Source organism: Klebsiella sp. JN_Kp127, assembly GCF_040062505.1.
GTDB classification, from domain to species: Bacteria; Pseudomonadota; Gammaproteobacteria; order Enterobacterales; family Enterobacteriaceae; genus Klebsiella; species Klebsiella quasipneumoniae.
In genome coordinates, this window is sequence record NZ_JBEAHS010000042.1 from 28,366 (window position 1) to 52,219 (window position 23,854).

The 23,854-nt window shown below is 59.4% G+C and carries 22 protein-coding genes and 1 other RNA gene; 9 read left to right on the top strand and 14 right to left on the bottom strand.

The genetic code is table 11. The features are described from left to right. The first annotated feature begins 38 nt into the window (after positions 1 to 38). From ABLV04_RS16060 to ABLV04_RS16080, 5 genes are all read left to right on the top strand, one after another. Positions 39 to 1,472, top strand: coding sequence for a 6-phospho-beta-glucosidase (locus ABLV04_RS16060; protein WP_044524684.1), 1,434 nt, complete (start codon positions 39 to 41; stop codon positions 1,470 to 1,472). A 123-nt stretch (positions 1,473 to 1,595) separates the two neighbouring features. Next, positions 1,596 to 1,946 carry a copper resistance protein gene (locus tag ABLV04_RS16065; protein ID WP_147733523.1) on the top strand — a complete coding sequence of 117 codons (351 nt, stop codon included), beginning with the start codon at positions 1,596 to 1,598 and terminating at the stop codon, positions 1,944 to 1,946. 49 nt (positions 1,947 to 1,995) lie between these two features. Continuing rightward, positions 1,996 to 4,005 (top strand): protein-disulfide reductase DsbD domain-containing protein, encoded by a 2,010-nt coding sequence (locus ABLV04_RS16070; protein WP_147733522.1) that lies wholly within the window; start codon positions 1,996 to 1,998, stop codon positions 4,003 to 4,005. A 1-nt stretch (position 4,006) separates the two neighbouring features. Then, positions 4,007 to 4,618 (top strand): thioredoxin domain-containing protein, encoded by a 612-nt coding sequence (locus ABLV04_RS16075; RefSeq protein WP_348815907.1) that lies wholly within the window; start codon positions 4,007 to 4,009, stop codon positions 4,616 to 4,618. After that, positions 4,608 to 5,111, top strand: coding sequence for a protein disulfide oxidoreductase (locus ABLV04_RS16080; RefSeq protein ID WP_101995926.1), 504 nt, complete (start codon positions 4,608 to 4,610; stop codon positions 5,109 to 5,111). Before ABLV04_RS16075 ends, ABLV04_RS16080 begins: the two co-directional genes overlap by 11 nt. Before the next feature lie 116 nt (positions 5,112 to 5,227). On the opposite strand, the gene ABLV04_RS16085 is transcribed toward ABLV04_RS16080, so the two are convergent. From ABLV04_RS16085 to ABLV04_RS16120, 8 genes are all read right to left on the bottom strand, one after another. Next, positions 5,228 to 5,971: an SDR family oxidoreductase gene (locus tag ABLV04_RS16085; RefSeq protein WP_023290977.1), complete on the bottom strand. Its 744-nt coding sequence runs from the start codon at positions 5,969 to 5,971 to the stop codon at positions 5,228 to 5,230. A 61-nt stretch (positions 5,972 to 6,032) separates the two neighbouring features. Continuing rightward, positions 6,033 to 8,906 (bottom strand): aminomethyl-transferring glycine dehydrogenase, encoded by a 2,874-nt coding sequence (gene gcvP, locus ABLV04_RS16090; RefSeq protein ID WP_348815909.1) that lies wholly within the window; start codon positions 8,904 to 8,906, stop codon positions 6,033 to 6,035. A 145-nt stretch (positions 8,907 to 9,051) separates the two neighbouring features. After that, positions 9,052 to 9,441 (bottom strand): glycine cleavage system protein GcvH, encoded by a 390-nt coding sequence (gene gcvH, locus ABLV04_RS16095; RefSeq protein ID WP_023290979.1) that lies wholly within the window; start codon positions 9,439 to 9,441, stop codon positions 9,052 to 9,054. A 24-nt stretch (positions 9,442 to 9,465) separates the two neighbouring features. Continuing rightward, positions 9,466 to 10,560, bottom strand: coding sequence for a glycine cleavage system aminomethyltransferase GcvT (gene gcvT / locus ABLV04_RS16100; RefSeq protein ID WP_180266132.1), 1,095 nt, complete (start codon positions 10,558 to 10,560; stop codon positions 9,466 to 9,468). Between the two features lie 422 nt (positions 10,561 to 10,982). Further along, a complete protein-coding gene (gene ubiI, locus ABLV04_RS16105) occupies positions 10,983 to 12,185 on the bottom strand; it encodes an FAD-dependent 2-octaprenylphenol hydroxylase (protein WP_032454040.1) in 1,203 nt (400 codons plus the stop codon). 10 nt (positions 12,186 to 12,195) lie between these two features. Further along, on the bottom strand, positions 12,196 to 13,374 hold the full coding sequence (gene ubiH, locus ABLV04_RS16110; RefSeq protein WP_110211603.1) for a 2-octaprenyl-6-methoxyphenyl hydroxylase: 1,179 nt from the start codon (positions 13,372 to 13,374) through the stop codon (positions 12,196 to 12,198). Beyond that, a complete protein-coding gene (gene pepP, locus ABLV04_RS16115; protein ID WP_147733521.1) occupies positions 13,371 to 14,687 on the bottom strand; it encodes a Xaa-Pro aminopeptidase in 1,317 nt (438 codons plus the stop codon). Before pepP ends, ubiH begins: the two co-directional genes overlap by 4 nt. 23 nt (positions 14,688 to 14,710) lie before the next feature. Further along, entirely contained in the window at positions 14,711 to 15,289 is a 579-nt protein-coding gene (locus ABLV04_RS16120) for a YecA family protein (protein ID WP_002916486.1), read from the bottom strand. A gap of 166 nt (positions 15,290 to 15,455) precedes the next feature. Here ABLV04_RS16120 and zapA point away from each other — a divergent pair, with 166 nt between their 5' ends. The 3 genes from zapA (at position 15,456) to ABLV04_RS16135 (ending at position 16,706) form a co-directional block, all read left to right on the top strand. Beyond that, complete coding sequence (gene zapA, locus ABLV04_RS16125; protein WP_004205298.1) at positions 15,456 to 15,785, top strand: cell division protein ZapA; 330 nt, start codon at positions 15,456 to 15,458, stop codon at positions 15,783 to 15,785. A 41-nt stretch (positions 15,786 to 15,826) separates the two neighbouring features. After that, positions 15,827 to 16,010, top strand: a non-coding RNA gene (gene ssrS, locus ABLV04_RS16130) — 6S RNA. Between the two features lie 99 nt (positions 16,011 to 16,109). Beyond that, positions 16,110 to 16,706 (top strand): 5-formyltetrahydrofolate cyclo-ligase, encoded by a 597-nt coding sequence (locus ABLV04_RS16135; protein ID WP_072413555.1) that lies wholly within the window; start codon positions 16,110 to 16,112, stop codon positions 16,704 to 16,706. Positions 16,707 to 16,789: 83 nt separating this feature from the next. On the opposite strand, the gene serA is transcribed toward ABLV04_RS16135, so the two are convergent. Further along, positions 16,790 to 18,022, bottom strand: a complete 1,233-nt coding sequence (serA, locus tag ABLV04_RS16140; RefSeq protein WP_008806446.1) for a phosphoglycerate dehydrogenase — start codon at positions 18,020 to 18,022, stop codon at positions 16,790 to 16,792. Positions 18,023 to 18,291: 269 nt separating this feature from the next. Beyond that, positions 18,292 to 18,951: a ribose-5-phosphate isomerase RpiA gene (gene rpiA, locus ABLV04_RS16145; protein ID WP_002916495.1), complete on the bottom strand. Its 660-nt coding sequence runs from the start codon at positions 18,949 to 18,951 to the stop codon at positions 18,292 to 18,294. A 167-nt stretch (positions 18,952 to 19,118) separates the two neighbouring features. Here rpiA and argP point away from each other — a divergent pair, with 167 nt between their 5' ends. After that, a complete protein-coding gene (gene argP, locus ABLV04_RS16150) occupies positions 19,119 to 20,012 on the top strand; it encodes a DNA-binding transcriptional regulator ArgP (protein ID WP_002916497.1) in 894 nt (297 codons plus the stop codon). A gap of 54 nt (positions 20,013 to 20,066) precedes the next feature. On the opposite strand, the gene ABLV04_RS16155 is transcribed toward argP, so the two are convergent. From ABLV04_RS16155 to fbaA, 4 genes are all read right to left on the bottom strand, one after another. After that, positions 20,067 to 20,825, bottom strand: a complete 759-nt coding sequence (locus tag ABLV04_RS16155; RefSeq protein WP_023290983.1) for an oxidative stress defense protein — start codon at positions 20,823 to 20,825, stop codon at positions 20,067 to 20,069. An 89-nt stretch (positions 20,826 to 20,914) separates the two neighbouring features. Continuing rightward, positions 20,915 to 21,550 (bottom strand): arginine exporter ArgO, encoded by a 636-nt coding sequence (gene argO / locus ABLV04_RS16160; protein WP_101991994.1) that lies wholly within the window; start codon positions 21,548 to 21,550, stop codon positions 20,915 to 20,917. Between the two features lie 151 nt (positions 21,551 to 21,701). Next, a complete protein-coding gene (locus ABLV04_RS16165) occupies positions 21,702 to 22,559 on the bottom strand; it encodes a small-conductance mechanosensitive channel MscS (protein ID WP_147733519.1) in 858 nt (285 codons plus the stop codon). Between the two features lie 190 nt (positions 22,560 to 22,749). Continuing rightward, the gene (gene fbaA / locus ABLV04_RS16170) at positions 22,750 to 23,829 is read right to left on the bottom strand and encodes a class II fructose-bisphosphate aldolase (RefSeq protein WP_008806452.1); all 1,080 of its coding nucleotides are present in this window, start codon (positions 23,827 to 23,829) and stop codon (positions 22,750 to 22,752) included. Positions 23,830 to 23,854: the final 25 nt, after the last annotated feature.

A 23,854-nucleotide genomic window follows, 5' to 3' on the forward strand; every position in this document is an offset into this window, starting at 1 on the left:
AGACTCGAGAGCAATAGTTATTAGAGAGATTAGCCAGGATGAAAAAATTAACCCTTCCGAAAGATTTTTTATGGGGCGGCGCGGTTGCCGCGCATCAGGTTGAAGGCGGCTGGGATCAGGGCGGCAAAGGCCCGAGCATCTGCGACGTGCTGACCGGCGGGGCGCACGGCGTGCCGCGTGAAATCACCCACCAGGTTGAAGCCGGCAAATATTACCCCAACCACGAAGCGGTGGATTTCTATGGCCGCTACAAAGAAGACATCAAACTGTTCGCCGAGATGGGCTTCAAATGCTTCCGTACCTCCATCGCCTGGACCCGCATCTTCCCGCAGGGCGACGAGACCCAGCCGAATGAAGAGGGGCTGAAGTTCTACGACGACATGTTCGACGAGCTGCTGAAGTACAACATCGAGCCGGTGATTACTCTCTCCCACTTCGAGATGCCCCTGCACCTGGTGCAGCAGTACGGCGGCTGGACCAACCGTAAAGTGGTCGATTTCTTTGTGCGCTTCGCCGAAGTGGTCTTCGAGCGCTATAAGCACAAAGTGAAATACTGGATGACCTTCAACGAGATCAATAACCAGCGTAACTGGCGCGCGCCGCTGTTCGGCTACTGCTGCTCCGGGGTGGTTTATACCGAGCATGACAACCCGGAAGAGACCATGTACCAGGTGCTGCACCACCAGTTCGTCGCCAGCGCGCTGGCGGTGAAAGCGGCGCGTGGTATTAACCCGGATATGCAGGTCGGCTGCATGCTGGCGATGGTCGCCCTCTACCCTTACTCCTGCAAACCGGAAGATGTGATGTTTGCTCAGGAGTCGATGCGCGAGCGCTACGTCTTTACCGACGTTCAGCTGCGCGGTTACTATCCGAGCTATGTGCTGAATGAGTGGGAGCGCCGCGGCTTCAACATCCAGATGGAAGATGGCGACGCGCAGATCCTGCGCGAAGGCACCTGCGCTTATCTTGGCTTCAGCTACTACATGACCAACGCGGTGAAAGCCGAAGGCGGCACCGGCGACGCCATTTCCGGCTTCGAAGGCAGCGTGCCGAATCCGCACGTCAAAGCCTCCGACTGGGGCTGGCAGATTGACCCGGTCGGTCTGCGCTATTCCCTGTGTGAATTGTATGAGCGCTACCAGAAGCCGCTGTTTATCGTCGAGAACGGCTTTGGCGCCTACGACAAAGTCGAAGCCGACGGCAGCATCAACGATGACTACCGCATTGACTACCTGCGCGCCCACGTCGAAGAGATGATGAAAGCCGTCACCTACGACGGCGTCGATCTGATGGGCTATACCCCGTGGGGCTGCATCGACTGCGTCTCCTTCACCACCGGCCAGTACAGCAAACGCTACGGCTTCATCTACGTCAACAAACACGACGACGGCACCGGCGATATGTCCCGCTCGCGCAAGAAGAGCTTCAACTGGTACAAAGAGGTCATCGCCAGCAACGGTGAGAATCTGTAATTGACTGCCCTCTCCCGGCCGGGGAGGGCAAATCGCTTATCCGCCAGACACTTCTTTACAGCTTTACCATTGCCAAAACGCGTTCGCCCGATAAGATAGGCCTCGTGAATATTTGAGGCGCTCATGATTAAGCGACAACGCAAAGCCATTCTTTTTGTCCTCCTGGCCTGTCTGGTGGTGCTGGTCTGCACCGCCCAGCGAATGGCCGGGATGCACGCGCTGGTCATGAACCTCGCTGCCGACAGCCCGTCGCTACAGCAAACCCAGGAAAAGGCCGACGCGCCGGTCACGCCGTGCGAGCTCAGCGCCAAGTCGCTGATGGCCGTCCCGCCGATGCTGTTCGAAGGGGCGCTGTTGGCTATCACCCTGCTGCTGGCGGCGATCCCGCCGCGTATCGAACGCCAGTGGCCTCCCCGCGTTATCTCCCCGCCCCGATTGCGGGTGCATCTGCGATTATGCGTCTTCCGTGAGTGAGTGATTTTCCTGACAGTTCAGGTTAATTCATCATTTATGGAGCAAATTTATGTCTATGTTATTCAGGCGACTACTGGTCTGCCTGCTTTGGCTATGGCTGCCCGTCAGCCAGGCCGCCGACAGCGGCTGGCTACGCGCCGCCGATAATCAACACGCCAGCGTGCGCCTGCGGGCGCAAACCGAGAGCAATGGCGATACCCGCCTGCTTTTAGACGTGGCGCTGGAAAAGGGCTGGAAAACCTACTGGCGCTCGCCAGGGGAAGGCGGCATCGCGCCGGCTATCGCCTGGGGCACGCCGCTGGCGGTTGACTGGCGCTGGCCGACGCCGCAGCGTTTCGACGTTGCGGGCATTTCCACTCAGGGGTATCACGGCGACGTCAGCTTCCCGATGACCCTGCGCGGGAAGATACCGCCGACGCTCAGCGGCGTACTGACATTATCCACCTGCAGCAATGTCTGCATTCTCACTGACTATCCCTTTTCGCTGGATATGACGGCCCCGCCAGGGGAGGGTTTTGCCTACGATTACACCCGTGCGATGGGCACGCTGCCGCTGCGCGATGGCCTGACTTCGCAGCTGAGCGCCAGCTACGTCAGCGGCAAACTTACGGTGACCGCCCGCCGTGATGCCGGCTGGCGGCAGCCAGCGCTGTTTATCGACAGCATGGAGGATGTCGATTTCGGCAAGCCGAGCTTTACCACCCGCGGCGATACGCTGACCGCCAGCGTGCCGGTCACCGACAGCTGGGGCGAAGCGGCGCCGGATCTACGCGGTAAAACGTTGTCGCTGGTGCTGGCGGATAGCGGCCAGGCACAGGAAAGCCAGCTCGCTATCAGCGCAGGCAGCGCCGCGCCGGGAGCGGCGTTAGGCTGGGTGCTACTGATGGCGCTGGCCGGGGGGCTTATCCTCAATGTGATGCCCTGCGTCCTGCCGGTGCTGGCGATGAAGCTCGGCTCGCTGGTGCAAACCGAACATCGCGAACGCGGCGCGGTGCGCCGACAGTTCCTCGCCTCGGCGTGCGGGATCGTCGTCTCGTTCCTGGCGCTGGCGCTGATGATGACCGCGCTACGCCTGGGTAATCAGGCGCTCGGCTGGGGGATCCAGTTCCAGAACCCGTGGTTTATCGGCGCCATGGCGCTGTTGATGGTCCTGTTCAGCGCCAGTCTGCTGGGGCTGTTCGAAATCCGCCTCTCCTCCACCGCCAGCACCTTCCTCGCCACCCGAGGCGGCAACGGCTTAATGGGCCATTTCTGGCAGGGCGCCTTCGCCACCCTGCTGGCGACGCCCTGCACCGCGCCGTTCCTTGGCACCGCCGTGTCGGTGGCGCTGGTGGCGCCGCTGCCGCTGCTGTGGGGGATTTTCTTCGCCATGGGGATCGGTATGAGCCTGCCGTGGCTGCTGATCGTCGCCTGGCCGGGGCTGGCGCAACGCCTTCCGCGCCCAGGCCGCTGGATGAATCATCTGCGGGTGGCGCTGGGGGTGATGATGCTGGGCTCGGCGCTATGGCTGGTCAGCCTGCTGACGATCCACATCGGCCGTACCCCGGTGCTTACCCTGCTGGTGATACTGACCGTAGCCCTGCTGCTGGCCACCGCCTGGCGCTACCGCTGGCGGACAGCGCTGTGCGCAGGGGCTCTGGCCATCGTGGTGGCCGGCGCCGTCGCCTTTGTCTCCCGGCCTGACGGCGAGGGCCCGCGCCGCGACCGGGTTAACTGGCAGCCGCTCAGCGAGCAGGCTATCGCCAGCGCCCTGGCGGAACATAAGCGGGTGTTTATTGATGTCACCGCCGACTGGTGCGTGACCTGTAAAGCCAATAAATACAACGTGCTGCTGCGCGATGACGTCCAGCAGGCGCTGTTAGCGCCGGACGTGGTCGCCCTGCGCGGCGACTGGAGCCGCCCCTCCGCCACGATTAGTCAGTTTTTAACCGACCGCGGCAGCGCCGCGGTGCCGTTTAACCAGATTTACGGACCGGGATTGCCGCAGGGAGAGATCCTGCCTGCGCTGTTAGATCGCGAACACCTCCTCGCCACCCTGTCCGCCGCCAAAGGAAACTAACATGAGAGCTATCACCGCCTTATTGCTGCTGTGCGTATCCGCCTTCAGCTTCGCCGCCCCGGCGGAAGAACCACCAGCAAACGGTAATGACCAGCTGGCGCAGCTGCTGTTTAACGATCCGAACAGCCCGCGCACCGGCGCCAAAGCGCCGAAGCTGACGATCGTCTCGTTTACCGATTACAACTGTCCTTACTGTAAACAGTTTGATCCGATGCTGGAAAAAATCGTCCACGATAACCCGGACGTCCAGCTGATCGTGAAGCTGCTGCCGTTCAAGGGGCAAAGTTCGGTCAATGCCGCCAAAGCGGCGCTCTCTACCTGGCGCCAGCAGCCCGATAAGTTCTGGGCGCTGCATCAGCGGCTGATGGCGAAAAAAGGCTATCACGATGACGCTAGCATCGCCGCGGCGCAGAAGAAAACCGCCACCGACAGCATCAGTCTCGATGACAAGACCATGGATTCGCTGAAGATGAACCTGATTTTGTCGCAGGTGCTGAATATTCAGGGCACGCCGGCGACCATCATCGGCGATCAGATGGTGGCCGGGGCGATCCCTGCTGACGAACTGGAGGGGCTGGTGAAAGAGCAGCTGGCGAAAGCCCGTGGCCAGTAAGCTCAGGCGCTGGCTGCGTGAGCTGGCGGTGTGGCTGCTGATTGGCGCGGCGGTGGGCCTGGCGGTGGATTATTTTCGCCAGCCCGCGCTGCCGCAAAACGTCAGCGCCACATCGCTGCACACCCTCGACGGCAGGACGGTGGATCTGAACGCCATGAGCCAGCAAAAGCCGCTGCTGCTGTACGTCTGGGCCACCTGGTGCGGGGTCTGTCGCTACACCACGCCGTCGGTGGCATCGCTTGCCGCCGATGGCGGCAATGTGCTGACCGTGGCCCTGCGATCCGGCGATAACGCCGCGCTGGAGACGTGGCTTGCCAAAAAGAAACTGGCGCTGCCGACGGTGAATGACCCGAGCGGCCAGCTGGCGCGGCGGTGGGACATTCGGGTGACGCCAACGCTGGTGGTGATTTATCGAGGCGAGGTGAAGTCGGTCACCACCGGCTGGACCAGCGGCTGGGGAATGCGTCTACGGCTGTGGCTGGCCTCCTGGTAGGTCAGCCACTTTACCGGACTTTATGCCGGGTGACGGCTACGCCTTACCCGGCCTACCGTTCGCCTTACCCCCATGCCCGGCAAACGCAGCGCCGCCGGGCAATTGACATCAGCGGGTTATTTACCGCCCGCCAGTTCGAGGAAACTGCCCGTCACATAGGACGCTTTGTCGCTCAGCAGCCAGGCAATGGCCTGAGCGACCTCTTCCGGCTGACCGCCGCGCCGCATCGGCAGCGAATGCTTCACCCGATCCACGCGCCCCGGTTCGCCGCCGGAGGCGTGCATCTCGGTATAAATCAGCCCAGGGCGCACGCCATTTACCCGGATCCCCTGCGCCGCCACCTCCAGCGCCAGCCCGGTGGTCAGGGTATCCACCGCCCCTTTCGACGCGGCGTAATCTACATATTCTCCCGGCGAGCCAAGGCGCGACGCCGCCGACGACACGTTAACTATCGCCCCGCCCTTGCCGCCATGCTGATGCGCCATGCGCTTGACCGCCTCGCGGCAGCAGAGGAAATAGCCGGTCACGTTGGTCGCCAGCACGCGGTTAATGCGCTCGGCGCTCAGGCTCTCCACCGTACACTGGGTAAAGAGGATCCCGGCGTTGTTGACCAGCGCCGTCAGCGGCTCGCCCATGCGGTCAATCGCCTCAAACATCGCCATCACCTGCGCTTCATCACTGATATCCGCCCGCAGCGCCGTGGCTTTGCCGCCGGCGGCAACAATGGTATTCACCACCTCGGTGGCAGCGTTAATATTGTGATGATAATTGACCGCGACAGTATACCCTTCCTGCGCCAGCAGCAGCGCCGTCGCCCGGCCTATTCCGCGGCTCGCGCCGCTAATCAGTGCTATCCCCATGCTTCTCTCCCAAAAAGTAAAGGCGCCGCAGCGCCTTTAAAAGTATAGCTAATTCCGCACGTTACTGATATTCGCTCATCGGCACGCAGGAGCAGAACAGATTACGGTCGCCGTACACGTCGTCCAGGCGTTTCACCGTCGGCCAGTATTTGTTGTGCAGACCCGCCGGGAATACCGCCAGCTCGCGGCTGTACGGATGGTTCCATTCCCCAACGATCTCACCCTGGGTATGCGGCGCGTTCACCAGCGGGTTGTCTTCCAGCGGCCATTCACCGGCTTTGACGCGGTCGATCTCCGCGCGGATCGCCAGCATCGCGTCGATAAAGCGGTCCAGCTCCACCTTGCTTTCCGATTCCGTCGGCTCAACCATCAGCGTACCCGCTACCGGGAAGGACATGGTCGGCGCATGGAAGCCAAAGTCGATCAGGCGCTTGGCGATATCCAGCTCGCTAATGCCGGTCTCTTCTTTCAGCGGACGAATATCGAGAATACATTCGTGCGCCACGCGACCATCGCGACCGGTGTAGAGCACCGGGTAGGCGTCTTTCAGACGGGTAGCGATGTAGTTGGCGTTAAGGATCGCGTTCTGGCTCGCCTGCTTCAGCCCTTCCGCGCCCATCATACGGATATACATCCAGCTGATCGGCAGGATGGACGCGCTGCCGAACGGCGCAGCGGAAACCGCGCCCTGACGGGTCAGCATCCCTTCAATCTGCACCACGCTGTGACCCGGCACGAACGGCGCCAGGTGCACTTTCACGCCGATTGGGCCCATACCCGGGCCGCCGCCGCCGTGCGGAATGCAGAACGTTTTATGCAGGTTGAGGTGCGAAACGTCAGCGCCGATAAAGCCCGGAGAGGTGATCCCGACCTGGGCGTTCATGTTGGCGCCGTCAAGGTAAACCTGGCCGCCGAACTGGTGCACGATCTCGCACACTTCGCGAATGGTCTCTTCATATACGCCGTGGGTCGACGGATAGGTGACCATGATGCAGGAGAGATTCGCCCCCGCCTGCTCTGCTTTTTCACGCAGGTCGGCGAGATCGATGTTGCCGTTTTTGTCGCACGCGACCACCACCACCTGCATACCCGCCATCTGCGCGGAAGCCGGGTTGGTGCCGTGCGCGGAGCTTGGGATCAGGCAGATATCGCGATGGCCTTCGTTGCGGCTCTCGTGATAGTGGCGAATCGCCAGCAGGCCAGCATATTCGCCCTGCGCGCCGGAGTTCGGCTGCATGCAGACGGCGTCATAGCCGGTCAGTTTCACCAGCCAGTCGGAGAGCTGAGCGATCATCTGATGATACCCTTCCGCCTGCTCTACCGGGCAGAACGGGTGCAGCTCAGCGAACTCCGGCCAGGTGATGGGGATCATCTCCGCCGCGGCGTTCAGCTTCATGGTGCAGGAGCCCAGCGGGATCATCGCCTGGTTCAGCGCCAGATCTTTACGCTCCAGGGCGTGCATGTAGCGCATCATCTCGGTCTCGCTATGGTAGCGGTTGAACACCGGATGGGTGAGGATCGCATCGTCGCGCAGCATCGCCGCCGGGATGGAGCGGCTGTCCAGCGCCACGTCTTTATCCAGGGTATCGATGTCCAGACCATGATCGTCGCCGACGATGGCGCGGAACAGGTTGAGCACGTCTTCGCGGGTGGTCGCTTCATCGAGCGTAATGCCCACCGCGCCGTGAATATCGCTGCGCAGGTTAATCTGCAGGGCTTCGGCACGCGCCAGCACCGCGGCTTTATCCGCCACTTCCACGCACAGGGTGTCAAAGTAGTGGGCATGACGCAGCTTCAGCCCTTTCTTCTGCAGGCCATCGGCCAGAATGTCGGTCAGGCGATGAATGCGGCCTGCGATACGTTTCAGACCCGCCGGGCCGTGGAATACCGCGTACAGGCTGGCGATGTTGGCCAGCAGCACCTGCGAGGTACAAATGTTGGAGTTCGCTTTCTCGCGGCGGATATGCTGTTCGCGAGTCTGCATCGCCATGCGCAGCGCGGTATTCCCCGCCGCATCTTTCGATACGCCGATAATCCGGCCCGGCATGGAGCGTTTGAATTCATCTTTCGCCGCGAAGAAGGCCGCGTGCGGGCCGCCATAGCCCATCGGCACGCCGAAGCGTTGGGCGGAGCCGAAGACGATATCCGCGCCCTGCTTGCCCGGCGCCGTCAGCAGCACCAGCGCCATAAAGTCGGCAGCGACGCTGACAATCACTTTGCGCGCTTTCAGCTCGGCGATCAGTTTGCTGTAATCGTGGATTTCGCCGGTGGTGCCCACCTGCTGCAGCAGCACGCCGAAGACATCCTGGTGATCGAGCACTTTGTCGGCGTCATCGACGATCACGTCGAAACCGAAGGTTTCCGCACGAGTGCGCACCACGTCCAGGGTTTGCGGATGGACGTCGGCGGCGACGAAGAAACGGTTGGCGTTTTTCAGTTTGCTGACGCGTTTGGCCATCGCCATCGCTTCGGCGGCGGCGGTCGCTTCATCGAGCAGCGAAGCGGAAGCGATATCCAGCCCGGTGAGATCCAGCGTAACCTGCTGGAAGTTGAGCAGCGATTCCAGACGGCCCTGGGAGACTTCCGGCTGGTAAGGGGTATAGGCGGTATACCAGCCCGGATTTTCCAGCATGTTGCGCTGAATAACCGGCGGCAGCTGCACGGCGGTGTAGCCCATGCCGATGTAAGACTTGAAGCGCTTGTTGCGACCGGCGATCGCCTTCAGCTCTGCCAGCGCGGCGAATTCGGTTGTCGCGTCGCCCACCTGCGGTGGGGTCGCCAGCTGGATATCCTGCGGCACAATCTGGCCGATCAGGGCGTTAAGCGAATCCGCGCCGACGGTCTTCAGCATCTCTTGCTGCTGCTGAGCGTCCGGGCCAATGTGACGTTCGATAAAGGCGTCGCGGTTTTCAAGCTGACTTAAAGTCTGAGTCATGAGCGATGGTTCCTGAAACGTGCGGTGAATCGTGATTGTCTGACTGGTTTGCCCGGCAAACGCTGATGCTTACCGGGCCGGAATACGCAAAATCATTCGCGCGGCAGGAAGCCAACGCCCCTGCAGCGTGAAGGATGAAACGTATTTATTCGTCTTCTAACAGAGCTTCATAGGCGGTCGCATCCAGCAGCGCGGCAACCTGCGCTTCATCGCTGGCTTTGATTTTGAAGATCCAGCCGTCGGTGTACGGGTCGCTGTTGACCAGTTCCGGCGAGTCGTTCAGCTCTTCGTTAACGGCAACGATTTCACCGCTGATCGGGGCATAAATATCGGAAGCCGCCTTCACGGATTCGGCAACCGCGCAATCGGCGCCCGCTTCAACGGTGGCGCCCACTTCCGGCAGATCAACGAATACCATATCGCCCAGCAGCTCCTGCGCATGCTCGGTGATCCCGACGGTATAGGTGCCGTCCGCTTCTTTACGCAGCCACTCGTGTTCTTTGCTGTATTTCAGTTCTGCTGGTACGTTGCTCATCAATTCATCTCCAAAAAAGGGAAATCACACAATGGCTTTGCCATTGCGTACAAAACCAGGTTTAGTCACTTTTACCGGCATTTCACGGTTACGAATTTGCACCACCGCGGTGTCGCCTATCCCGGCCGGCACGCGAGCCAGCGCGATACTGTAGCCCAGGGTCGGCGAGAAGGTGCCGCTGGTGATAATGCCTTCTTTTTGATTACCGTCGCTATCGGTAAAACGTACCGGCAGGCCGCCGCGCAGGACGCCTTTCTCGGTCATCACCAGGCCAACCAGCTGTTCGGTGCCCTTTTCACGCTGCATCTCCAGCGCTTCGCGACCGATAAAGTTACGATCCGCCGGTTCCCAGGCAATAGTCCAGCCCATATTCGCCGCCAGCGGAGAGACGCCTTCGTCCATCTCCTGGCCATACAGGTTCATCCCGGCCTCCAGGCGCAGGGTATCGCGCGCGCCGAGACCGCACGGCTTAACGCCAGCGTCCAGCAGACCGCGCCAGAAATCCGCCGCCTGCTCGTTCGGCATGGCGATTTCATAACCCGCTTCGCCGGTATAGCCGGTGGTGGCGATAAACAGCTCGCCGGCCTGCACGCCGAAGAACGGCTTCATACCTTCCACGGCCTGACGCTGCGCGTCGGTGAACAGCGTCGCCACCTTCGCTTTCGCCTGCGGACCCTGAACCGCGATCAGCGACAGATCGTCGCGAACGATGATTTCAAGGCCGTAAGGTTCAGCTTGTTCGGAAATCCAGGCGAGGTCTTTTTCGCGGGTGGCGGAGTTAACAACAAGGCGGAAATAATCTTCAGAGAGGAAATAGACAATCAGGTCGTCGATGACGCCGGCGGAGGCGGTCAGCATGCCGGTGTAGAGCGCTTTGCCCGGAGTGGTGAGCTTCGCCACGTCGTTGGCCAGCAAATAGCGCAAGAACTCTCTGGTCCGGCTGCCGTGGAAATCAACGATGGTCATATGCGACACATCGAACATGCCTGCGTCGCCGCGCACCGCATGGTGCTCATCAATCTGGGATCCGTAATGCAGCGGCATCATCCAGCCATGGAAATCCACCATGCGCGCGCCGCACAGCGTGTGTTGTTCATACAACGGAGTCTGTTGAGCCATCTTTTCCTCATCGAATAAAACGGAACCAGCCACGAGATTGTCGGCGATTTTTCGCCACGAAATGGGGCGTCGGCATCGCTGACGGACACCGACGCAAACGTTCTCTTTTGCCTGAACTTACCACCGAACCCGGCGCTAAACCATAAGCTCATTCAGGGCATCACATTAGCTTATGACTAAAATCCGCCGAAAAGCCTACAGAGTTATTGACTGGAAAAAAGCGATTTACGCCACATAAAATTAACAATACCGCGACTCTAATTAGGGAATGATGGTGTTTTATGCGATTTTATAGCCCTAATTTCTTTAACAAAAAAAAGGACGCATTAATAAAACTAATGCGAAAAAAGAGGTGAAATTAGAATATTTCAAATGAGGGGGAAAACCCGGCGCGCAGGCCGGGTGAAAGAAGTGTGACGCGGTTAACGTAACCAGGCAGGCAGATCGTTGAGGCCCATCGCCTGGCGAATCAGCTGCGGTTTCACGCCCGGCAGCGTATCGGCCAGTTTCAGCCCCATGTCGCGGAGGAACTTCTTCGCCGGATGGCTACCGGAAAACATGTCGCGGAAGCCCTGCATACCCGCCAGCATCAGCGCGGCGCTGTGCTTGCGGCTGCGCTCGTAGCGGCGCAGATAAAGATGCTGGCCGATATCTTTGCCCTGGGCGTGCAGACGCTTCAGTTCGTCGATAAGCTCGGCCGCATCCATAAAGCCGAGGTTGACGCCCTGCCCGGCCAGCGGGTGGATGGTATGCGCGGCATCGCCGACCAGCGCCAGGCGGTGGGCGGCGAACTGGCGGGCATAGCGGCCGGTCAGCGGGAAGACTTCACGTGCGCTTTCCAGCTGGCAGAGGCCAAGGCCATTATCGAAGGCGATATTTAACGCCTGGTTAAAGGTGGCTTCATCAGCCTCCTGCATCCGCTGCGCCTCCGCCGGCGACAGCGACCAGACGATCGAGCACAGGTGCGGATCGCAGAGCGGCAGGAAGGCGAGGATCCCGTCGCCATGAAATACCTGGCGCGCCACCGCCTGATGCGGCTCAGCGGTACGGATAGTCGCCACCAGCGCGTGATGATGGTAATCCCAGAAGGTCAGCGGAATATCGGCTTTATTGCGCAGCCACGAATTCGCCCCATCGGCGCCGATCACCAGACGCGCGGTGAGCATGCTGCCGTCCTGCAGGCTGAGAAAGGCCTCATTTTCGCCCCACGCCACCTGCTGCAGTTGCGCAGGCGCCAGCAGGGTGACGTCGGCGCAGCGCTGCGCCTTCTGCCACAGCGCATAATGCACCACGGCGTTTTCAATAATATGGCCCAGATGGCTGAAGCCCATGCTCTGGTCATCAAAGCTAATGCGGCCGAAGCTGTCTTTGTCCCACACTTCCATTCCGTGATAGCAGCTGGCGCGTCGGGCAACGATCTCGCGCCAGACGTCCAGCTTCGTCAGCAGCTTTTCGCTGGCGGCGTTTATTGCCGACACGCGCAGCGCCGGCGGCGCATCGGCAGCCAGCGGCTGCGGCTCCGCTTTCTCCAGCACCGCGACGCGCAGGCCGCTGCCCTGTAAACCGCAGGCTACCGCCAGCCCCACCATTCCACCGCCAACAATGGCAACATCAACACTTTGCACGTTCTACTCCTTAACGGGGAACCCAACCGAGGGTACGCTGCGCCAGCGCATCGCGCGCCGGGGTAAATAATTCCATGGCCATCAGACCGACATTGCGCCCCGCCACCAGCGGCGCCCAACGGTTGGCAAACAGATGCACCAGCCCATCGGTCACGCCGATGGTGGCGGCTTTATCCCCTGTTCTGCGCGCCTGATAGCGACACAGCAGCGGATAATGGCCGACATCTTCGCCGCTGAGATGGGCGTCAGCGAGCAGCTCCGCCAGACTCATCACATCGCGCAGGCCGAGATTAAAGCCCTGCCCGGCAATCGGGTGCAGCGTCTGCGCCGCGTTACCGACCAGCGCCAGGCGGTGCGACACCGCGCGGCTGGCGGTGGTGAGGGCCAACGGATAGACGCTGCGCTTCCCGGCGTGGGTAATGCGCCCCAAACGCCAGCCGAACGCCTGCTGCAGCTCCTGACAAAAGCGTTCGTCAGACCAGCTCAGCACCTCGTCGCGGCGCGACTGCGGATGACACCACACCAGCGAGCAGCGCCCTTGCGACATCGGCAGCATCGCCAGCGGGCCATGCTCGGTAAAACGTTCGAAAGCGCGGCCTTCGTGGGGCAGCGCGGTGCTTACGTTGGCGATAATCGCCAGTTGCTCATAGGACTGCTGTTGCCAGCTGATGCCGCAGCGGGCGCCCAGCGACGAACGCGAACCGTCCGCCGCCACCAGCAGCTTGCCGCTGATCGTTTCGCCCCCGTCAAGGGTAAGGCTGACGCTCTCCTGGCTGCGGCTGACCGCTGCCACCTTCGCCGGGCAATGCAGCGTCACGCCCGGCGCCTCGCGCAGCAGGCTAAACAGTCGCTGGCCGACATCGTGGAGTTCAACCACCTGACCCAGCGCCGGCAGGCGATAATCCGCCGCCGCCAGATTCACAAAACCGGCATGGCCGCGGTCGCTGACGTGTACCCGCTGGATAGCCGTCGCCCGCTCGGCGAGACGTTGCCAGACACCGATGCGCGCCAGCTGCTGGCAGGTGCCGGCGGCCAGGGCGATCGCCCGGTCGTCGAAGCCGGGATGGCGAGCCGACTGGGGATCCTGCGCCTCAATCAGATGGACCGGCAGCGCGCCGCCGGTCAAACGGGAGATGGCCAGGGCGAGCGTCGCCCCGGTCATCCCGCCGCCGACGATCAGCACGCTCATGACTGGCGCGCCGCCGCCATCAGCGCTTCGATCTCATCCGCCTTCTTCACCACGCCGGCGGTGAGATTTTCGTTGCCGTCTTCGGTAATGACGATGTCATCTTCAATACGGATGCCGATGCCGCGGTACTGCGCCGGCACGTCGGCGTCGGCGGCGATATACAGCCCCGGTTCGACGGTCAGCACCATCCCCGGCTCCAGGACGCGAGTACGGTCGGTGTCGTAGTGACCGACATCGTGTACATCCAGCCCCAGCCAGTGGCTCAGACCGTGCATAAAGTACGGGCGGTGGGCATTGTTGGCGATCAGCTCGTCAACCTCGCCTTTGAGGATCCCCAGCCGCACCAGGCCGGTGATCATAATGCGCACAACTTCCTGGTTCACCTGGCAGATTGAGGTGCCCGGGCGATAGAGTTCCAGCGCGGTCTCCAGCGATTCCAGCACGATATCGTAGATTTCGCGCTGCGGCTGGCTGAATTTGCCGTTCACCGGGAAGGTGCGGGTAATGTCGCCGGCATAGCCGCGATACTCGCAGCCGGCGTCAATCAGCACTAAATCGCCGTCGTGCAGTTCAGATTCGTTTTCGGTGTAGTGCAGAATGCAGCCGTTTTCGCCGCCGCCAACGATGGTGTTATAGGAGGGGAAGCGCGCGCCGTGGCGATTGAATTCATGGAGAATTTCGCCCTCCAACTGATACTCGAACATGCCAGGGCGGCATTTTTCCATCGCCCGGGTATGGGCCAGGGCGCTGATCTCCCCGGCGCGGCGCATCACGGCCAGCTCTTCCGCGGATTTGAACAGGCGCATCTCATGCACAATGGGCCGCCAGTCGATCACCGAGTTCGGCGCCTGCAGGTTCTGCCGCGAGCCTTTGCGGAGTTTTTCGAGGGCGTTGAACACAATCTCATCGGCATAGGCATATTCGCCCTGGGCAAAATAGATAGCGTCCAGACCGTTGAGCAGCTGATACAGCTGCTGGTTGATTTCGCTGAACGCCAGCGCCCGGTCAACGCCCAGCTTCGCCGGCGCGGCCTCCTGGCCCAGACGGCGACCGAACCAGATCTCAGCGGTCAGATCGCGAACCCGGTTGAACAGCACGCTATGGTTGTGGGTTTCATCGCTTTTAATCAACACCAGCAGCGCTTCCGGTTCGTTGAAGCCGGTGAAGTACCAGAAATCGCTGTTCTGCCGGTAGGGATATTCCGAATCTGCACTGCGCACCGCTTCCGGTGCGGCGAAAATCAGCGCCGCGCTGCCTGGCTGCATCTGCGCCAACAGCGCCTGGCGACGCGAGAGAAATTCCTGCTGAGTCATGACGCCCCCTGAACGAATTTTAGTTAGTGTAATGTCGGTTTGCGGACTTCCGGTGCGGTTGGCTGCTGACGCGCAAAGGTGTCGTGGCACAGCAGTGCGGCAACGCGGACATACTCGATAATCTCCTCCAGAGACATCTCCAGCTCTTCCTGATCTTCGTCTTCATCGTAGCCCAGTTGGGCAATATTACGCAGATCGTCAATCGCTTCCCCGGTTTCGTCTTTCACTTTATCCAGCTTCGGCTGGCTAACGCCAAGGCCGAGAAGGAAGTGGTTAACCCAGCCGGCGAGGGCGTCGGCGCGGTCAAAGACGCTCACCGCATCGCCTTCCGGCAGATACAGTTGAAAGAGGAAGCCATCGTCATCCAGTGAGTCGCTGATGGCGGAATGCATGTTACGCAGCGCCTGGGCCAGCTCATGGCCGAAGGCGAGACCTTCGTTGGTCAGGTCGTGCACCAGCGGCTGCCAGCTGCTGTCCGTGTTGCCGCCGCACAGTAATCCGCTGATCAAACCGTGCATCTCGGCCGGGGTAAGCCCTACCCCTTGTTGGTTCAGTAACTGGTCTACATCGTTGTAACCAGGCATTTCGTTCTGTATAGACATGCGCATTCGTCATCGTTGGGAGGAATATTCATGGTATGCTACCACTTTGGACCCTGGTGAACCAGAATAGGGCTTGTATCTTCGCACCAGGGTAGCTATAGTGTCGCCCCTTCGCAGACCCGGGTCAGGGTGTGAAGGCAGCGCAGTCAATCAGCAGGAAGGTGGCATGTCTGCACAACCCGTAGATCTCCAAATTTTCGGCCGTTCACTGCGAGTGAATTGCCCGCCTGAACAAAGGGATGCCCTGAATCAGGCAGCTGAAGACCTTAATCAGCGGTTGCAAGATTTAAAAGAACGCACTAGAGTCACAAATACTGAGCAGCTGGTCTTCATCGCCGCGTTGAACATCAGCTATGAGTTGACTCAGGAAAAAGCGAAGACCCGCGACTACGCTTCCAGTATGGAGCAGCGCATTCGCATGCTTCAGCAGACCATCGAGCAAGCATTGCTTGAGCAAGGTCGCATAAGCGAAAGACCAGGGTCGAAGTTTGAATAACACTTTGCAGTTAACTGTGTTAGAGTAACTCCAGGAACAAAATTTCTCTGAGATGTTTGCAAGCGGGCCAGTCCCCTGAGCCGATATTTCATACCACAAGAATGTGGCGCTCCACGGTTGGTGAGCATGCTCGGTCCGTCCGAGAAGCCTTAAAACTGTGACGACACATTCACCTTGAACCAAGGGTTCAAGGGTTACAGCCTGCGGCGGCATCTCGGAGATTCCCTTCCTTACCTCGCATTATTTCCCCACGCCTGTTTTCGGCTGATGCCGCACTGTATTACACTGTTTTCTATTGTTACGCCTGCTCGCCATGAGACCTGCATGACTCTACAGCCCGATACCCTGCTCTCCCGCCAGCACATTCGCCAGCAGATCCGCGAGCGTCGACGCGCGCTCAGCCCTGAGCAACAGCGGCAGTTTGCCCTGCAGGCCGCAGAGCGGATGATGGCCTGGCCGCCGGTGGTTCTCGCCCACACCGTGGCGCTGTTTCTCTCCTTTGACGGCGAGCTGGACACCCAACCGCTGATCGACCAGCTCTGGCGGGCCGGTAAGCGAGTCTATCTCCCGGTGCTGCATCCGTTTAGCCCCGGTAACCTGCTGTTTTTACATTACCATCCCCAGAGCGAACTGATAGTGAATCGCCTGAAGATCCGCGAACCGAAGCTCGACGTGCGCGACGTGCTGCCGCTCGCTGAACTTGATGTGCTGGTCACCCCGCTGGTGGCCTTCGATGCCGGCGGCCAACGGCTGGGGATGGGTGGCGGTTTTTACGACCGGACGCTGCAAAACTGGCAGCAGTATCGCTTGCAGCCGGTGGGCTACGCGCACGACTGCCAGCAGGTGGACACCCTGCCGAGCGAAGAGTGGGATATCCCGCTGCCGGCGGTGATCACCCCGGGCAAAACCTGGTGTTGGTAGGTACGCGGGGACGAGAAATTCAGCCAGGAAAGTATTAACAAAAAAACGGGCAGGTACGCGACCTGCCCGAGAGGCAAAAATGGTTAGAACAGCAGACGGGCGCGGATAGTCCCCGGGATCGCTTTCATTGCCTGCAGCGCCTGCTGGGCAACGTCTTCTTCCGCTTCGATATCAATAACCACGTAGCCCATCTGCGGCGACGTTTGCAGATACTGGGCGGCAATGTTGATGCTCTGCGCGGCGAAGATCTGGTTGATGGCGGTCAGGACGCCCGGCCGGTTCTCATGGATGTGCAGCAGACGGCGTCCGCCGTGCAGCGGCAGAGAAACTTCCGGGAAGTTAACCGCCGACAGGGTTGACCCGTTGTCAGAGTACTTGGCCAGCTTGCCGGCCACTTCCAGACCGATGTTCTCCTGCGCTTCCTGAGTGGAGCCACCGATATGCGGAGTCAGGATCACGTTATCAAATTCGCACAGTGGCGAAGTGAAGGGGTCGCTGTTGGTCGCGGGTTCGGTCGGGAAGACGTCGATTGCCGCCCCGGCCAGATGCTTACTCGCCAGCGCATCGCATAGCGCCGGAATATCCACCACGGTACCGCGGGAGGCGTTGATCAGCAGCGCGCCCGGCTTCATCAGCGCCAGCTCTTCCGCGCCCATCATATTTTTGGTGGAGGCGTTTTCCGGCACGTGCAGGCTGACCACGTCGCTCATGTTCAGCAGGTCGGAGAGATGCTGTACCTGAGTGGCGTTGCCGAGCGGCAGTTTGTTCTCAATATCGTAGAAGAAAACATGCATCCCCAGCGATTCCGCCAGAATGCCGAGCTGGGTGCCGATGTGGCCGTAACCGATAATCCCCAGTTTCTTGCCGCGCGCTTCAAAGCTCCCCACCGCCAGCTTATTCCATACGCCGCGATGCGCCTTAGCGTTGGCTTCCGGCACGCCGCGCAGCAGCAGCAGCAGCTCACCGATCACCAGCTCGGCCACCGAACGGGTATTGGAGAATGGCGCGTTAAACACCGGAATACCGCGCTTCGCGGCGGCGTTCAGATCCACCTGGTTGGTACCGATGCAGAAGCAGCCGACGGCAACCAGTTTTTCCGCCGCGGCGAAAATCTCTTCAGTCAGATGGGTACGGGAACGCAGGCCGATGAAATGGGCATCACGGATCGACGCTTTCAGCTGTTCGGAATCCAGCGCGCCTTTATGAAATTCAATGTTGGTGTAACCTGCCGCGCGAAGGCTATCGATTGCCTTTTGATGCACACCTTCAACCAGCAGAAATTTAATCTTGTCTTTTTCCAGTGATACCTTAGCCATTTCCCCGTCCTGTTTTGTCTTAACTGATGTCGTGCTGAACGAAAGTTCGTCTCAGCAACATATCAAAAAAAACTATCGCGGCAATATGAACGTTTGCGTCGCCGTCCTGAAGAAATGTCATTCAGAAGGAAATGGCAGGACAAAACACCAGAAAGATAATGAACGGTAGCGCGTTAATCAGAATGGTTGCACAAATGTGACAGAAGTCACTAAATTGCACCAGGTGAAAAAATATTTGCGAGGGAGCCGGTTGGCTCCCTGCGGACAGACTATTTTACGATGGTTTTCACACCGTCAGCGGTGCCGATCAGCGCCACGTCGGCGCCGCGATTGGCGAACAGCCCTACGGTCACGACGCCAGGAATGCCGTTAATCGCGTTTTCCAGCGCGATAGCATCGAGAATTTCCAGGCCGTGCACGTCAAGGATCACGTTGCCGTTATCGGTCACCACGCCCTGACGGTATTCCGGACGACCGCCCAGCTTGACCAGCTGGCGTGCAACGGCGCTGCGCGCCATCGGAATGACTTCAACCGGCAGCGGGAATTTGCCCAGAATATCGACCTGCTTGGAGGCATCGGCGATGCAGATAAATTTATCGGCCACCGAAGCGATGATCTTCTCACGGGTCAGCGCCGCGCCGCCGCCTTTGATCATCTGCATGTGGCCGTTGATCTCATCCGCGCCGTCAACGTAGATCCCCAGGCGATCGACGCTGTTGAGATCGAAGACGGTGATCCCGAGGCTTTTCAGCTTCTCGGTGGAGGCATCGGAGCTGGAGACCGCCCCTTCGATCTGCCCTTTCATGGTGCCCAGCGCGTCAATAAAATGGGCCGCCGTCGAGCCGGTGCCAACGCCCACAATGGTCCCTGGCTGTACGTATTGCAGCGCTGCCCAACCTACCGCTTTTTTCAGTTCATCCTGCGTCATAATTATGGTCCGAGATGTGAATGCCTGTGGCGCATTATAGAACATCGACAGTGGAAATGTCCCTGCGATGCAGATCACACAACAGAGCAGACCAATTTCGTCTGTATCAAATAAAAATTTATGTCATAGTGCGAGATAACGATTAGTTATGGGGGCACGCCAGAATAATGAAACGACCGGACTACAGGACACTACAAGCGCTGGACGCGGTGATTAGAGAACGAGGATTTGAGCGCGCCGCGCAGAAGCTATGTATTACCCAGTCCGCCGTCTCACAGCGAATTAAGCAGCTGGAAAATATGTTCGGCCAGCCGCTGCTGGTACGTACCGTGCCGCCGCGCCCAACCGAGCAAGGACAAAAATTGCTGGCTCTGTTGCGCCAGGTTGAACTGCTGGAAGAGGAGTGGCTGGGCGACGAGCAGACTGGCTCCACGCCGCTGTTGCTGTCGCTGGCGGTGAACGCCGACAGTCTGGCGACCTGGCTGCTGCCGGCGCTGGCTAATGTGCTGTCGGACTCCCCTATTCGTCTCAACCTGCAGGTGGAAGATGAAACCCGCACCCAGGAGCGCCTGCGCCGTGGCGAAGTGGTCGGCGCGGTAAGTATCCAGCCGCAGGCGCTGCCAAGCTGCCTGGTGGATCAGCTCGGCGCGCTTGATTACCTGTTTGTCGCCTCAAAAGAGTTTGCGCAACGCTACTTCCCGAACGGCGTAACGCGTTCGGCGCTGCTGAAAGCCCCGGTCGTCGCCTTCGACCATCTGGACGATATGCATCAGGCCTTTCTGCAGCAAAACTTCGACCTGCCGCCGGGCAGCGTCCCCTGCCATATCGTCAACTCGTCGGAAGCCTTCGTCCAGCTGGCGCGCCAGGGCACTACCTGCTGTATGATCCCGCATCTGCAGATCGAAAAAGAGCTCAACAGCGGCGAGCTTATCGATCTCACTCCCGGCCTGTTTCAGCGCCGTATGCTCTACTGGCACCGCTTTGCCCCGGAAAGCCGTATGATGCGGCGGGTGACCGATGCGCTCATCGACTACGGGCACAAGGTGCTGCGTCAGGATTAAACCGCGGGCATAAAAAAAGCCACTTCGCTGAAGTGGCTTTTTTGTTTCTCTCGCTTACTGGGCCGGTTTCGGCGCTTCAGCCGGTTTCGCCGGAGCCGCGGCCTGCGCCGGCTGCAGTTCAAACACGACGTCGACCTGGTCGTCAAACTGGATAGTCGCCTGCTCGTAGGTTTCCTGGGCGGAAACCGGCGCAGCGTCAGCGGCCTTCATCATGCGAACCATCGGGCTCGGCTGATAATTAGAGACATGGTAGCGTACGCTGTACACCGGCCCCAGCTTGCTGTGGAAACCTGCGGCCAGCTCCTGCGCCTGGTGCACGGCGTCGTCGATCGCCGCTTTACGCGCTTTATCTTTGTAAGCGTCCGGTTGCGCAACGCCCAGCGAGACGGAGCGAATTTCGTTCAGACCGGCTTTCAGGGCGCCATCCAGCAGACCGTTGAGTTTATCCAGCTGGCGCAAGGTCACTTCGACGGTGCGCACCGCGCGATAGCCTTTCAGAATGCTTTTCCCGTTCTGATAGTCGTAATCAGGTTGGGTACGCAGATTCGCCGAGTTGATGTCTTTTTTTGCAATGCCGCTCTTTTCGAGGAAAGAGAGGTATTGCGCAACGCGATCGTCAGCCTGTTTTTTTGCCGATGCGGCATCTTTTGCCGCCACGTTCACTTCGATCGCCAGGGTAGCGATATCCGGAACCGCAGCAACGCTTGCTGTGCCTGAAGTCACAATGTGCGGACCGTCCGGCAATTCGCTTGCCTGTGCCGCCATCGTGCTAAATCCGAGTGTTGCCGCCAGGGCTAAGACTTTTAACTTCACTGTCGTTTCTCCATGTTACTTAAATCGCCCTTACGGGACGCATGCCAGCAAGCTTAGCGCGTACAGCAGGAAAGTCCATCGGACAACGCTTAGTTGAGCAACGCCTGGATATGGACGACGCCCTCTTTTGCCAGCTGAAACGCAATAAACCACATGACGGCGCCGACCACAATGTTGATGATCCGCTGGGCTCTGGCGGTACGCAGCCGCGGCGCCAGCCAGGCGGCCAACAGCGCCAGACCAAAGAACCACAGGAAAGAGGCGCTAATGGTTCCCAGCGCAAACCAGCGCTTCGGCTCCACCGCCAGCTGGCCTCCCAGGCTGCCCAGCACCACAAACGTATCCAGATAAACGTGCGGATTCAGCCAGGTGACCGCCAGCATAGTGATAATGATTTTCCAGCGCCCCTGCTGCATCGCCTCGGCGCTGGCGAGCTCAAGATTCTGACTGAACGCCGTCTTCAGCGCGCCAAAGCCGTACCACAGTAAAAAGGCCACGCCGCCCCAGGTCACGAGCGCCAGTAGCCAGGGGGACTGCATCAGCAGCGCGCTGCCGCCAAAAATGCCGGCGCAGATCAGCAGCAAGTCGCTGACGGCGCACAGCAAGGCAATCATCAGGTGATACTGACGACGGATGCCCTGGTTCATCACGAAAGCATTTTGTGGGCCAAGCGGCAAAATCATTGCCGCTCCCAGGGCAAGGCCCTGAAAGTAATAGGTAAACATGAGGATTTTTCCGCTGTCTTCGAGAGTGGCGCTGACTATAACGCGAATAAATTATTAGCGGAAATTGAAAGTATTAATCATTAATAAGCGAAGCTAATAATGAGCCATTAAAAAAGGCCGGCATGGCCGGCCTGAGTCACTGAGTGGTGGTTTACTCGGCTTTTTCCGGCAGGCGCACCACATGAACATCCATCTGCGGATAAGGGAAGCTGATGCCATTGGCGTCAAATTCACGCTTGATGCGCTCGAGGATATCCCAGTAGACGTTTTGCAGATCGCTACTTTTGCTCCACACGCGCACCACGTAGTTCACCGACGAGGCGCCGAGTTCGTTCAGGCGCACCGTCATTTCCCGATCGCGCAGAATACGATCGTCAGATTCGATAATCGAGGTCAGGAGCTGCTTCACCTTGTCGATATCGGCATCGTAAGAGACGCCGATAATAAACTCATTGCGGCGCACCGGTTCGCGGGAGAAGTTAATGATGTTGCCGGCGATAATTTTGCCGTTCGGCACCACCACGATTTTGCCATCGACGGTGCGCAGGGTCGTGGAGAAAATCTGCACATTCTGTACGGTACCCGCAATGCCGCCGAGATCGACATATTCACCGGCGCGGAACGGGCGGAACATCACCAGCAGTACGCCAGCCGCGAGGTTAGACAGTGACCCCTGCAGCGCCAGACCGACGGCTAAACCCGCGGCGCCCAGCACCGCAATGACCGAGGCGGTCTGCACGCCCACGCGGCCCAGGGCGGCAATCAGCGTAAAGGCGATAACCGCATAGCGCACCAGCGCGGAGAGGAAATCGGCAACGGTGGCGTCAATTTTACGCGCCAGCATCAGGCGGTTGACGGTGTTAGAGACGACGCGCGCCACGATCATCCCGACGATCAGGATAGCGATAGCCGCGACGATGTTGACGGCATAGCTCAGCAGCAGCTCCTGGTTGCGTGCCAGCCACGTCCCGGCGTGGTTGATGCTATCGACAACGTTCAAATCTTCCATTTAACATTCCTTATGAATCCCCCAGGGGGAAGTAAATAACTCAGCCTGCGACAGGGCAGTCAGGTTATAGGGTAAACAATAAGTGCACGTTTTGCCAAATGGATCACAGTTTTCTGCCGCGCTATCCTGTTGTTAAGCTAATAAAAAAGCCCGCATTGCTGCGGGCTTCAGGGTAAGAAACAGATTTTTCTTACAGAACGTCGATCGCGTTCAGCTCTTTAAATGCCTGCTCCAGACGAGTCACCATGGAAGTCTGTGCAGCACGCAGCCATACGCGCGGATCGTAGTATTTCTTGTTCGGCTGGTCTTCGCCTTTCGGGTTGCCCAGCTGGCCCTGCAGGTAAGCTTCGTTAGTTTTGTAGTACTGCAGGATACCGTCCCAGGTTGCCCATTGGGTGTCGGTATCGATGTTCATTTTCACTACGCCGTAGCTGACGGAGTCTTTGATTTCCTGAGCGGAAGAACCGGAACCGCCGTGGAAGACGAAGTTCAGGCTGTTGTGCGGCAGGTTGTGTTTCTTGGAAACATATTCCTGAGAGTCGCGCAGGATAGTCGGGGTCAGAACGACGTTACCCGGTTTGTACACGCCGTGTACGTTACCGAAGGAAGCGGCGATGGTGAAGCGCGGGCTGATTTTGCTCAGCTCGGTATACGCGTAATCCACGTCTTCCGGCTGGGTGTACAGGGCGGAAGCGTCCATGTGGCTGTTGTCCACGCCGTCTTCTTCGCCACCGGTGCAACCCAGTTCGATTTCCAGGGTCATGTCCATTTTGGCCATGCGCGCCAGGTATTTAGAGCAGATTTCGATGTTTTCGTGCAGAGACTCTTCAGACAGGTCGATCATGTGAGAAGAGAACAGCGGTTTGCCGGTAGCGGCGAAGTGTTTTTCACCCGCGTCCAGCAGGCCGTCGATCCACGGCAGCAGTTTCTTCGCGCAGTGGTCAGTGTGCAGGATAACCGGCACGCCGTAGTGCTCAGCCATCTGGTGCACGTGGTGCGCGCCAGAGATAGCGCCGAGGATAGCAGCACCCTGAGGAACGTCAGTTTTCACGCCTTTACCTGCGATGAACGCCGCGCCGCCGTTAGAGAACTGAACGATAACCGGAGAGCGAACTTTCGCAGCAGCTTCCAGAACGGCGTTGATGGAGTCAGTACCTACGCAGTTTACCGCCGGCAGTGCAAAGTTGTTTTCTTTCGCTACCTGGAACACTTTCTGAACGTCGTCGCCAGTGATGACGCCCGGTTTTACGAAATCAAAAATTTTAGACATGTTACTTAGTCCTGTATCTGTATCT

Excerpts from the sequence above, each read along its gene's own strand:
- ABLV04_RS16060 (WP_044524684.1), top strand. The coding sequence starts at position 39 with ATGAAAAAATTAACCCTTCCGAAAGATTTTTTATGGGGCGGCGCGGTT.
- ABLV04_RS16065 (WP_147733523.1), top strand. The coding sequence starts at position 1,596 with ATGATTAAGCGACAACGCAAAGCCATTCTTTTTGTCCTCCTGGCCTGT.
- ABLV04_RS16070 (WP_147733522.1), top strand. The coding sequence starts at position 1,996 with ATGTCTATGTTATTCAGGCGACTACTGGTCTGCCTGCTTTGGCTATGG.
- ABLV04_RS16075 (WP_348815907.1), top strand. The coding sequence starts at position 4,007 with ATGAGAGCTATCACCGCCTTATTGCTGCTGTGCGTATCCGCCTTCAGC.
- ABLV04_RS16085 (WP_023290977.1), bottom strand. The coding sequence starts at position 5,971 with ATGGGGATAGCACTGATTAGCGGCGCGAGCCGCGGAATAGGCCGGGCG.
- gcvP (WP_348815909.1), bottom strand. The coding sequence starts at position 8,906 with ATGACTCAGACTTTAAGTCAGCTTGAAAACCGCGACGCCTTTATCGAA.
- gcvH (WP_023290979.1), bottom strand. The coding sequence starts at position 9,441 with ATGAGCAACGTACCAGCAGAACTGAAATACAGCAAAGAACACGAGTGG.
- gcvT (WP_180266132.1), bottom strand. The coding sequence starts at position 10,560 with ATGGCTCAACAGACTCCGTTGTATGAACAACACACGCTGTGCGGCGCG.
- ubiH (WP_110211603.1), bottom strand. The coding sequence starts at position 13,374 with ATGAGCGTGCTGATCGTCGGCGGCGGGATGACCGGGGCGACGCTCGCC.
- pepP (WP_147733521.1), bottom strand. The coding sequence starts at position 14,687 with ATGACTCAGCAGGAATTTCTCTCGCGTCGCCAGGCGCTGTTGGCGCAG.
- ABLV04_RS16120 (WP_002916486.1), bottom strand. The coding sequence starts at position 15,289 with ATGTCTATACAGAACGAAATGCCTGGTTACAACGATGTAGACCAGTTA.
- zapA (WP_004205298.1), top strand. The coding sequence starts at position 15,456 with ATGTCTGCACAACCCGTAGATCTCCAAATTTTCGGCCGTTCACTGCGA.
- ABLV04_RS16135 (WP_072413555.1), top strand. The coding sequence starts at position 16,110 with ATGACTCTACAGCCCGATACCCTGCTCTCCCGCCAGCACATTCGCCAG.
- serA (WP_008806446.1), bottom strand. The coding sequence starts at position 18,022 with ATGGCTAAGGTATCACTGGAAAAAGACAAGATTAAATTTCTGCTGGTT.
- rpiA (WP_002916495.1), bottom strand. The coding sequence starts at position 18,951 with ATGACGCAGGATGAACTGAAAAAAGCGGTAGGTTGGGCAGCGCTGCAA.
- argP (WP_002916497.1), top strand. The coding sequence starts at position 19,119 with ATGAAACGACCGGACTACAGGACACTACAAGCGCTGGACGCGGTGATT.
- argO (WP_101991994.1), bottom strand. The coding sequence starts at position 21,550 with ATGTTTACCTATTACTTTCAGGGCCTTGCCCTGGGAGCGGCAATGATT.
- ABLV04_RS16165 (WP_147733519.1), bottom strand. The coding sequence starts at position 22,559 with ATGGAAGATTTGAACGTTGTCGATAGCATCAACCACGCCGGGACGTGG.
- fbaA (WP_008806452.1), bottom strand. The coding sequence starts at position 23,829 with ATGTCTAAAATTTTTGATTTCGTAAAACCGGGCGTCATCACTGGCGAC.